6 protein-coding genes are annotated in these 11,692 nt (G+C 68.5%); 2 read left to right on the forward strand and 4 right to left on the reverse strand.

The genetic code is table 11. The features are described from left to right. The first annotated feature begins 65 nt into the window (after positions 1-65). Positions 66-8,801 (forward strand): golvesin C-terminal-like domain-containing protein, encoded by an 8,736-nt coding sequence (locus JE024_RS35965; RefSeq protein ID WP_205378038.1) that lies wholly within the window; start codon positions 66-68, stop codon positions 8,799-8,801. Positions 8,802-8,832: 31 nt separating this feature from the next. Further along, positions 8,833-9,411, forward strand: a complete 579-nt coding sequence (locus JE024_RS35970; protein ID WP_205378039.1) for an SMI1/KNR4 family protein — start codon at positions 8,833-8,835, stop codon at positions 9,409-9,411. Between the two features lie 300 nt (positions 9,412-9,711). Here the strand turns inward: JE024_RS35970 and JE024_RS35975 are convergent, their stop codons facing one another. The 4 genes from JE024_RS35975 to JE024_RS35990 form a co-directional block, all read right to left on the reverse strand. After that, a complete protein-coding gene (locus tag JE024_RS35975) occupies positions 9,712-10,050 on the reverse strand; it encodes a DUF3140 domain-containing protein (RefSeq protein ID WP_205378040.1) in 339 nt (112 codons plus the stop codon). Then, positions 10,050-10,277 carry a hypervirulence associated TUDOR domain-containing protein gene (locus JE024_RS35980; protein WP_205378041.1) on the reverse strand — a complete coding sequence of 76 codons (228 nt, stop codon included), beginning with the start codon at positions 10,275-10,277 and terminating at the stop codon, positions 10,050-10,052. The genes JE024_RS35975 and JE024_RS35980 overlap by 1 nt, the downstream gene beginning before the upstream one ends. Positions 10,278-10,565: 288 nt before the next feature. Continuing rightward, a complete protein-coding gene (locus tag JE024_RS35985; protein ID WP_205378042.1) occupies positions 10,566-10,727 on the reverse strand; it encodes a hypothetical protein in 162 nt (53 codons plus the stop codon). Positions 10,728-11,146: 419 nt separating this feature from the next. Further along, on the reverse strand, positions 11,147-11,665 hold the full coding sequence (locus JE024_RS35990; RefSeq protein ID WP_244883443.1) for a beta-ketoacyl synthase N-terminal-like domain-containing protein: 519 nt from the start codon (positions 11,663-11,665) through the stop codon (positions 11,147-11,149). Positions 11,666-11,692: the final 27 nt, after the last annotated feature.

Raw genomic sequence — 11,692 nt, forward strand, 5'->3', positions numbered from 1 at the left:
AGCGGGAATTTCCGTCTCGGCTCGTTCGGTGTGCCCATTTCGCATTCGGCGGAACAGGCCCGCCGATGCCGAAAGGTAGTGACGTGAAAATTTCGTACAGGAGATATATCTCCTGTCTGGTGGTGGCGGCCGTGGCAGGCACGCTGCTGCCGCAGGTCGCTTATGCGGCCCCGTCCGAGGCGGGGAAGGACGACGACAAGGGCGTCGTCGACACCATCGCCGGCTGGTTCTCGGACGACGACGGTGAGAAGGAGCCGAAGCCGCCGGTCGGCGGCAGCCTGGAGATCCCGAGCCGGCAGAAGCTGCCGAAGGGCAAGAAGCTGCCGCCCGCCGAGCGGGTGAAGGAGCTGACCGGTCTGCGCACCCCGCAGGCCCGGTTCTGGCAGATGTCGGACGGCCGGACGGAGGCCGAACTCGCGGCGTCGCCCGTGTCCTACCGCTCCGGCTCCGCCTGGAAGCCGATCGACACCACCGTCCGCGCGACGCGGGAGAAGGGCTTCGCCTTCTCCAACACGGCCAACAGCGCCCGGAGTTTCTTCGGCGCGGACCCCGCGAAGCTGCTGCGCTTCGAGACGGCGGACGGCCGGGCGGTCACCCTCGGCCTGGAGGGCGCCGCGCGCGGCGTCGCGCCGACGGCCAAGGGCGCCACGGTCACCTACCGGGGTCTGGCGCAGGGCGCCGACGTCTCCTACGAGGTGGGCGCGGGCCGGGTGAAGGAGAACATCACCCTTGCCGAACGGCCCGCTTCCCCGGTGAAGTTCGTCTTCTCCCTGGACACGGGCGACCTCGTCCCGAAGGAGCGCGGCGACGGCTCGATCGCGCTGTTCGGGGAGGACCCGGCCCACCCGGTGCTGGTGATCCCGCCCGCGTTCATGACGGACGCGAGGAAGGACAAGGCGTCCCCGTACGGCACGTCCTGGAGCCCGAAGGTCTCGCAGGACCTCAGCCGCCACGGCAAGCAGTGGCGGCTGACGGTCACCCCCGATGCCAGGTGGCTTTCCGCGCCCGAGCGGCGGTACCCGGTGGTGATCGATCCCACGATCACCATCGCGCCCTCGGTGACCGCGTCCCAGGACGTCATGGTCCGCTCCGACGCGCCCACGACGAACTTCAACAGCACCTGGGACATGTCGGCGGGCAAGACGAGCGGCACGGGCATCGCCCGTTCGCTGATCAAGTTCCCGCTGGACGAGATCCCGGCCGGCTCGACGATCGACACGGCGCAGCTCAGCCTGTACTTCGACCAGGTCCACACCACCGGGTCCACCGATGTCGACGTCGAGGTGCGCCGGGCGACCGGCGCCTGGGACGAGACGACGGCGACGTGGGAGAAGACCAGCACGCTGGTCGGCGAGCAGTCCGCGACGACCGTCACCCTGGACGACGGCGACACGGGCACCGCCGCCGTCGGCGAGTGGCCCCGGGTTAGCGGCACCGGCAACGCCGGTGACCACGCGTACAACAAGAACACCGCCACGGGCGAGTCCTACACCTGGCAGCCGATGGTCCCCGAGGCCGCCGACTACAAGGTCGAGGTCCACACCCCGGTGCAGACGGACGGTGCGACGGCCGCCCCGTACACGGTGACCTCCGCCGAGCCGGCCGCGAACTTCACGGTCAACCAGGCGACCGGTACCACCGGCTGGCGCCAGCTCGGCACCGCGCAGATCGACTTCGCCAAGGGCAACGCCGGGAAGATCGTCCTCGGGGACACCGGCGACGCCACGAAGCGGACGGTCGCGGACGCCGTCCGGCTGGTCAACCCGGCGCAGATCCGCAAGGACGTCGGCGAGTACAACAACTGGCACAACTTCCGGGTCGGCGACACCGTCCAGAAGTGGGTCTCCGGCAGTGCCGTGAACCACGGCTTCGTCGTCAAGGCTGTCGACGAGACCTCCACCGCCCCGCTCGGCGGTCCCCAGTACCAGGCCGGGGACTACGACTACGGCGGCGAGACCTCTACGGTCCCGCGGCTGACCGTCACCTTCGGCAAGGTCGGAACCTCGCTGAACTCGCCGACGGTCGTGCACGGCACCGGCCCCGAGCTGTCCTGGGCCGCGTACCGGAACACCACGGGCGACGCCGGTCTCGACATCTCCGAGTACCAGCTCCACCGCTCCACCCAGCAGGTGTTCACCCCGTCCGCCGCGACTCTGGTCGCGCCGGTCGCCAAGACCGTCACCGCGTACACGGACACCACGGCTGTCCCTACGCCGGATTCCAGCAGCGCCGAGATCGGGAAGTCGTACTACTACCAGATCGCGGTCAGGACGGCGGACGGGCAGCTCCTCGGCTCCCCGACCCGTGTCGTCGGCATCCCCAAGGCAGGCCGCACCATGCGGCTGATCCAGGCGGGCGCCGGGGTCACCGACACCACCCTGTCGTCGCTGAAGCCGACGACCAACCTGAACACCATCGAGCAGGGCACCGTAGGCCAGGACTGGCTGACCGTCGGCAACAACTCGGCGACCTACGGCAAGACCCGCTCGGTCCTCAAGTGGCCCACGACGACCATTCCCGCCACCGCCACGGTGCTGGAGAGCCGGGTCTTCCTGTGGTCCACGCTCACCGAGCGCACCGGCACCACCAAGGCCCAGTACGACCTCCACGGACTGACCCGGGACTTCACCGAGACCCAGGCCACCTGGAACAACGCCACCTCCACCACCGCCTGGACCACGGCCGGCGGCGACCGCTCCGCGGTCGTCTCCGACTACGTCCCGGCCTTCACCACCGACCTCGGCCGCCACTGGTGGGACGCCACGTCCCTCACCCAGGGCTGGGTCAGGACGCCCACGGCCAACAAGGGCGCCCTGATCAAGCTGAAGGACGAGACGACGGCCGGTCCGCAGGAACGCTCCATCTTCCTGTCCTCCGCCGCGCCCGACCCCCAGCTGCGCCCGCTGCTGCGGGTGATCTACGTGGACTCCACGACGGAGGACACCTACTACGCGCCGCAGACACCGTCCCGGATGACCCCGAACACCACCTACGGCGTGGAGTTCACCGTCACCAACACCACGTCCACGGCGTGGGCCGCGGGTGAGCGCGAGCTGTCCTACACCTGGAAGCTGCCCGACGGCACCGACGTCACCACCGGCGGCAACCAGCTCAGGACGGCGATCCCGGCCCTGCTGCCGGGCAAGTCGGCCACGATTCAGGCGCAGGTCGCCACCCCGGTCAACTCGGACTCGGGCAACAAGCGGGGCGAGTACACGCTCGGCTGGGACGTCCGCAGGATCTCCGACGGGAGCTGGCTCTCCGCCGGAACCGGCGGCATCCCGTCGCTGAAGCAGAACGTCGCGGTCGAGGACCCCACCTCCAACAGCCTCGGCCTGGAGAAGTTCTACAGCTACACCGGCAAGAACACGGGCGCCGGCTCCACGCTGATGAACAACCTGGCCTCGGGCAACGGCGTCTGGCAGTACAACGCGTTCAGCAACCCGGGCCGGGGGCTCAGCACCTTCGTCCGGTTCGCCTACAACACCCAGGACACCTCCGACACCGTCGCCGGCCACGGCTGGTCGGTGCAGGCCGCGGGCCCGGTCCGGCTCGGCGCGCCGCTGGACTTCCACCCCAACCCGAACCCGACGGAGATCCGCCTCCCGGACGGCGACGGCACCACGCACGTCTTCCGCAAGCAGGGCGACGGCACCTGGAAGGCCCCGGCGGGCGTCCACTACAAGGTCACCATGAAGGCGGGCCTGGACTGCAAGCCCTCCAAGGACCCCGTCCCGGACGCCTGGACGCTGACCCGCCCGGACGGCACCCGCTTCCTCTTCGGCTGCGACGGCTATCTGACGTCCACGGTCGACAAGAACGGCAACACCCAGACGTTCACGTACGAGGAGCGCAAGTCCAACAACAAGCCGACCAAGTTCCTGGTCTACGTCACGGACCCGGCCGGCCGCCAGTCGCTCACCGTCGAGTACTTCAAGAAGGGTGACGCGTCCTACGAGTACATCGACGCCACGGGCGCGAAGGTCACCGGCTCCAACCTGAACAACTCCAAGATCTACGACCACGTGAAGTCCATGACGGACGTCTCGGGCCGCAGGATCGACTTCCACTACACCGACAAGGGCCTGCTCGGCCGCATCACGGACGGCGCCGGCTCCGCCCAGCCCAAGGTGTTCGGATTCACCTACGACGCCACGCAGGGGAACAAGAACGTCAAGCTGGTCAAGGCGACCGACCCGCGCGGCAACGCCACCTCCCTCGGCTACTACTTCCCGAAGGAGGGCGACGACCCGAAGTACCACTGGTGGACGCAGACGATCACCGACCGTCTGAACGGCGCCACGGGCTTCGCCTACGCGGTGAACGCGACGAACGCCAAGTTCACCGACACCGCCGTCACCGACGCGGAGACGCGGCGCACGACGTACACCACCGACGACTTCGGCCGCCCCGTCCAGACAGTCAACGCCAAGTCGCAGACCACGAAGATGTCGTGGGACGCCGACAACAACGTCACCTACATGGAGGAGGCCAACGGGGCGAAGACCGCGTACTGCTACGACCAGCGGACGGGCTACCCACTCTGGTCGCGTGACGCCGAGAACAACAAGTCCGGCGTGCCGGCGGCGGCCGAGTGCGCCCCGGGCACCTACCCGGCGAACTCGCAGCAGTACACGTACCAGACACGGCTGGACGGCTTCTCGGCCGACCTGTTCACCAAGACGTCCCCCGAGGGCCGCAGGTGGCAGTTCGGCTACGACACCTACGGCAACCTGAAGACGGTCACCGACCCAAAGGGCGTCGCCACCACGACGGCAGGCGACTACACCACGTCGTACGCGTACGACTCCTACGGCCAGCTCACGAAGGCCACCGACGCCAACGGCAACGCGACCGTCAACGGCGACTTCGGGGCCACCGGCTACCCGGCGACCATCACCGACGCCCTCGGCGAGCCGACCACCTACGTCTACGACGTGCGCGGCCAGGTCCGCGAGGTCACCGACGCGCTGGGGACGAAGACCACGCAGGAGTACGACACCTTCGGGCGTCCGCTGGTCTCCACCGTGCCCAAGGACCGGGCCACCGGCGAGCTGATCACCACTCCGGCGCCCATCTACGACGCCAACGACAACGTCACGACCGTCACCGCCCCGCACGGAGCGGTCTCCACCGCCGTGTACGACGCCGCCGACCAGATCACCTCGGGCACCGCCCCGAAGGACTCGCCGACGGCGCCCGCGCGGACCACGACCTACTCCTACGACAAGGCCGGTCACCTGCGCACCACGACCGAGCCGAAGGGCCTCGCCACCCCGGCGGACCCGTCCGACTACGCCACCACCAACACCTACGACGAGATCTACCAGCTCGTCTCCGTGGTCAACGGGGTGGGCGACAAAATCTCCTACACCTACGACGAGGTCGGCAACGTCGTCACGGTCGTCGACCCGAAGAAGAACCTCACGGCCGACACGGCCGACTACACCACCAAGACGGTCTTCGACCTGAACCACCGGCCGGTCGAGGTCCTCGACGCCCTCGGCAAGTCCAGCAGGCGCACCTACGACAAGGACTCGCTGCTGGTCTCCTCGACCGACGCCGAGAACAACACCTCGTACATCACCTACGACGAGCGCGGCCGCCAGACCGAGGTCAGGGCACCGCACTCCGGCTCCGGCTCGGACATCACGTACCGCACCACCCGCTACGAGTACGACCAGGTCGGCAACACCACCAAGGCGATCTCGCCGCGGGGCGCCGCCACCAGCACGGCCGACGACTTCACCGCCCGCACCGAGTACGACGCGCTGAACCGCCCGTTCAAGCAGTTCCAGCCGTACGACCCGGCCGATCCGCGCTACAACAAGCCGGACGTCTACACACAGACGTACTACGACGAGGTGGGCCGGGTGGCCCGGACCTCGATGCCGCCGTCGGAGGGCCAGAGCGTCCGCAACGACACGGTCTTCGCGTACTTCGACAACGGCTGGACGAAGGCGTCCACCGACCCGTGGGACATCGTCACCTCCTACGACTACAACGCCATCGGACAGCAGACCTCCCGGACGCTGACCTCGGCGGGCGGCTCGTCCAGCCGCACCATGGGCTGGACCTACCACCCGAACGGCAGGCTGAAGTCCAAGACGGACGACGGCGTGCCGGTCGGCAGCGCGGTCGTGCTCGTCGACAACTCCGACACCCAGCACACCTCCTCCACCGGCACCTGGACCGCCGGCAGCGCCACGGGCCAGACCGGCTACGACCACCGCACGCACGCGGCGGGCACCGGCACCGAGGCCTTCACCTGGACCCTCAACATCCCGAAGGACGGCACGTACACCGCGTACGTGAAGTACCCGAAGGTCACCGGCGCCACCACGGCGGCGAAGTACACCGTCACCCACGGCGGCGGAACGGCGGAGGTCACGAAGGACCAGACCGCCGAGACCGGCACCTGGGTCCGGCTCGGCTCCTACGCCTTCACCCAGGGCAACGAGGCGAAGCTCCGGCTCGGCCGGAGCAGCGGCGGGACCGTCGTCGCCGACGGCGTCAAGCTCGTGCGCGACACGTCCGCCGAGTCCGACACCGAGAAGCACACCTTCGCCTACGCCTACGACCTCAACGGCAACCTCACCTCGATCGACGACACCTCGTCCGGGGCGAAGGTCGACGCCTACACGATCGCCTACACCGGCCTCAACCAGGTCAGGCAGGTGACCGAGGCGCTCGCCGGCCAGGAGAAGAAGTCCAGCACCTACACCTACGACGCCAACAGCCAGCCGGAGACAGTCACCCACGACGACCAGTTCTCCCGCTACACCTACGACACGCGTGAACTGGTCAGGACGGTCTCCGTCGGCACCAGCCCGACGGACCCGTCCCCGAAGGTGTCCTCGTACACCTACACCGACCGCGGCGCCGTCGCGCGGGAGACCAAGGCCAACGGCAACACCGTCGACACGGCCTACTACCTGGACGGCGCGGTCCGCACCACCACGGAGAAGAAGGGCAACGGCACCCTCGTCGCCTCCCACGCCTACGCCTACGACGCCAACGGCAACAAGGCGCAGGACGTGGTCAGGAAGATGAACGCCGACGACCACGCGGCGTACCTCGACTCCACCACGGACTACTCGTACGACCCGGCCGACCGCCTCGCCAAGGCGGTCAAGACGGGCAACGGCGCGGGCACCGAGACATACGTCCACGACGACAACGCCAACGTGGTCAGCCAGAACGTGCGCGGCACGTCCACCGTCTTCGCCTACGACCGCAACCGGCTGCAGACGTCGACCACCGGCGGCACCGCGTCCACCTTCACCTACGACCCCTTCGGCCGGACCGAGTCCGTCACCCAGGGCGGCCAGGTCGTCTCCCGGAACGTCTACGACGGCTTCGACCATGTCGTGGAGTCCCAGCAGCGCGACGGCACCGGCGCGATGAAGTCGACGACGTACGTCTTCGACCCGCTGGACCGCACCACGTCGAAGACAGCCGACGGCAAGACCACCGAGTACACGTACCTCGGCCTCTCCGGCGAAGTGCTGAACGAGGAGGTCGCCGGCAAGCTCACCAGGTCGTACCAGTACTCGCCGTGGGGCGAGCGGCTCTCCCAGATCAAGCACAACGACGACGGGACGACCGAGGACGGCTTCTACGGCTACAACAGCCACACCGACGTCGACACCCTGACCGACAAGAACGGCGACACCAAGGCCACCTACGGCTACACCGCCTACGGCAGCAACGACACCTCCGAGTTCACCGGCATCGACAAGCCCGAGGCCGCCGATCCCACGAAGGAGGAGTACAACTCCTACCGCTACAACGCCAAGCGGTGGGACGCCCAGTCCGGCACCTACGACATGGGCTTCCGCAACTACGACCCGGGCCTCAACCGCTTCACCACCCGGGACATGTACAACGGCGCCCTCGCCGACATGGGCCTCGGCAGCGACCCGTTCACCGGCAACCGCTACGCCTTCACCGGCGGCAACCCGATCAGCAACGTCGAGGTCGACGGGCACTTCGCCATCGCGATCCCCATCGTCATCGCCCTCGTCGCGGTGGCCGTGGTCGCCACCGACGAGGTGGTCGCCGAGCAGCAGGGCCGCCCGAGCCTCGCCGACAGCATCGGCGACCTGCTGACCTCCACCGCCCGGGGCATCAACGACGCCATTGACCGGGCCAGGCAGCCCAAGCCCACGCCCAAGCCGCAGCCCAGGCCGTCGCCGGACGATGACGACGACAGCGGAAACTGCGGATCGGGCTGGGTCAAGCTCGGTGACGTGGACCAGAAGAACGGCAGCCGGGCGACCGGCATGACATCCTGCCTCACCAAGGACTACGTGGACTCCCACTCCGGTTCGGAGACGGACACCCGCGTGTTCACACCACCGGGCTACCGGTGGGCGCAGCGCACCGCCGGCTTCCTCGGCGCCCGGCCCATCCGGGAGAACATCAACGCCTGCCACCTGCTGGCCAACCAGCTCACCGGCTCGGGCACGGACCCGCGGAACCTCGCCACCTGCGCCCGCGGCGCCAACGCCAAACAGATCGGGTCCCAGCAGGGCGACAACAACATGGCCAAGTACGAGGCGGACATCGCCGCGGCCGTGCAGGCTGGGCAGGACGTCTACTACTCGGTGACCCCTCGCTATAGTGGCCGCCGGACGGTACCCACCGGCTTCGCCATCTACGCCCAGGGATCGAACCCGGACGGAAGCGCCGGCATATCCATCGACACGTTCATCTCCAACACCCTGGCCGGCCGCAATCTGGGCACGTTCAATGACCAGAACACCGGCCGCCAGGTACCGACGGGATCGATGGAATGACGGTCCCCGACAAAGAGAAGGAGGCACCGCGATGACCGATACGCAGACACTGCGGGATCTCATGCCGCCCACCACGGCACCCGAGGCGCCCGTCGACTGGGCTGCCATGGAGACATCGTGGGGCACGGCATTCCCGCCCGACTACCGCTCCTTCATGGAGGTGTGGGGGCCGGGGGCGATCGACAACTTCTTCCAGGTCCAGGTACCCGAACCGAAGGCCGACGAGCTGACCTCGCCCTACGGCGGCATGCTCGTGGAGACCCTCACCGCCGAGGACGCCTGGGCGAACTTCCCCAAGGAGCCCGAGCTGGAGCAGACACGGCCGCGGCTGATCGCCTGGGGCTCGGACGCCGCGGCGGACATCATCTGCTGGGACGCCTCCGCTGACGACCCGGCCGCCTGGCCGGTGCTCGTCTACCACCGGGGCAAGGGCGTCTGGCGTCGCCACGACTGCGGGATGACCGAGTTCCTCGTCCGCGTCCTGCGGGCGGAGTTCCCGGCGTGCCCGCTCAGCGACCTCGCGCTGTGGGGCCAGCATCCCGCGCTCTTCCTGAGCGAAAGCGAAGAGGAGCGCCTGCTGGAGCAAGGGCTCGACCCGTGGGCGCGGTGACCACTCCTTACGGACCGGTCGGCTGACCGGCCGGACCACACCGCCGGGCACCGACAGGTGCCCGGCGGTCTTCCTTGTGCACTACAACCCCGACCGTGCCCTGTGCCTGCCACGGAACAGCCTGAACCGCCCCTGCGCGTCCGCATTGAACTCCGGCGGATAGTTCTTCATGACCACGAGACGTCCGTTCTCAGATAGTCACAGTGTCTCGTGTGTCCAAGATCAAGGGTCAAGGCGCCAGCCCGGACGTACTAACGGCAGGGGAGCGCCGGGCCGTGGCACTTCGCGTTCGGCCAGACTTCAGGGTTCCTTCGGGTCGTGGCCCCAGTTCATCAGGGAGTACCGCCAGCGGGTGCCGGTGATGTCGCCGTCGGGGCGCTGCTTCAGGTGACGGTGGACGTAGCCGGTGACCTTGCGCATATGGGCCAGGTCGTCGTCGCTGAGGTCGCTCTTGTTCGTGTGCAGGAGTTCGACGATCCGTCGTCCGGATCTGTGGCCGACGCTCTCCCCGCCGTCGCTCTGCCCGACGCTCTTCGACTCGTCCGACTCCAGCCACTTCTCCAGTTGCCCGGCGGTCATGTTTACCGCCGCGTCGAACTCCTCAAGCGTCTGGTCCCGGTCGTCCTCGCGCGGGGCCATCAGGTGTTCTTGCCTTTCTTGCGCAGGGCACCGGGCTTGTGCACGGCGGTGCGCCCGGACTTTTCGCTCTCCACCTCGAACTGAGGGTCCTCCTTCGAAGCGTCCACGTCCCGGCCCGCCGCGCGGGTCCGGTCGGTGATCTTCTTTTTCACCTTGCCGGGCACGTTCTGGCCATGGCTCTTCCATGACACCTTGTCACCCTTGCTGAGGTCCTTCTTCTTGGCCACGAAGCTTCCTTACACGGAGGTGGGGATGGGTCGGCTACCACTTGCTGTACTCGTTGCGGTAATGCGGTCCAGGCACGTGCATTGAACGGGTCACCGGTTGGGCGGCGCCGCTCCCTGTGGCGCTGATTGCGGCGGGATTGGGCGAGTAGACGGCGCGGTTCTCGGTGGCGTCCTGCTTGGCGGTGTCGTAGCCGGCGCGGTTGAGCACGAGCTGCTAACGCATCGTCTCGGCGCGCCGCTGATGTCGGCGAGCACTCATGAAAGGAATCGCTGAAACGGAACCGGCCTTCAGATCCGGTGCGCACCTTGACGCCGCCTTGTGACGGTGCGCCCACCGGCGAGACCTGCCTCACCGAGAACAAGGACGCTGCCTGCAGCAATGCCGGCGGTACTGATGGCGGTGCCGGTGGTGCCCTGGCGGTTGGCGGCGAGGACGCCGCCGGTGTTCATGCCTCCCTAAGGGTGATCGACAGTTTTACGGCGGGATCGACGGCGGAGGCGAGGATGGATATGCGCATCGAGTGCCTCCTACTGGGGTAGGCCCGCCGTAATCCGGCCGCACCTCGCGACACAAACACGCGACCTGCGCCGCGGCCTGCTGCGGTAGGCCGAACGGCCCAACCCGGGTGATGCCTTGCACCACTTGCTGATGGCGCATTTCTGCGCCGGGAGGCGGTGCTTCGCCTGCCGGGCTGCGGTCGGCGGCACGGGCTGGGGGTTGCCCCGGGACTCGCACCTCTACCCGAATGACACGGCAGTTCGGCCTGTAGCCCGATCCGGCGCCCCCTGTGCAGGGGCCTGCGGTGCGTGGCGTCGACGCACCCGCGGCCGACACTTCAGCCGGCTGGTCGTCCCTGGCAGCCATGCGCTCATTGACGCCCGAAGCGCCCTGCAGCGTTGCCGGGGGCCGGTTCGACGCTGACGACGACGGCTGCTTCGGTACGCCCGGCCACGATGAGGTTGCGGGCCCAGGCGAGGGCGTCCAGACCGATGACGGTGCCGTTACAGACGGTGAGGTTGGGGCCGCGCAGCCCGTGACCGATGGCCACCCAGCCGGTGATGACGTTGCTCGAGGTCTGGGGCAGCTTCAGGGGGCTGAGGCCCCTGAAGCCTTCCCTGGCTATGGTGTCGGCGGCTTCGCAGACGCTGTCCGCGCTGCCCAGGTTGGTGCTGACCACGACGGCGGTCGAGCCGGCCACGCCCGTGCTCTTCGCGTGGGCGTCGGTCAAGCCCGCGTCGTGGAGGGCGAACTCGGCGGCCCGCAGGGCGAGCCGGGAGGCGCGGTTCGTGTGGCGCATCTCGCGTCCGCGCAGTCCGGTGGCCGGGTCGAAGCCGCCCTCGACGGGCAGCGGTCCGAGGGCCCTCGCGGGGCCCGGCGACGGGTGCATCGCCCGTCGGGTCGATCAATGCCACCC

It is taken from the genome of Streptomyces zhihengii (assembly GCF_016919245.1).
GTDB classification, from domain to species: domain Bacteria; phylum Actinomycetota; class Actinomycetes; order Streptomycetales; family Streptomycetaceae; genus Streptomyces; species Streptomyces zhihengii.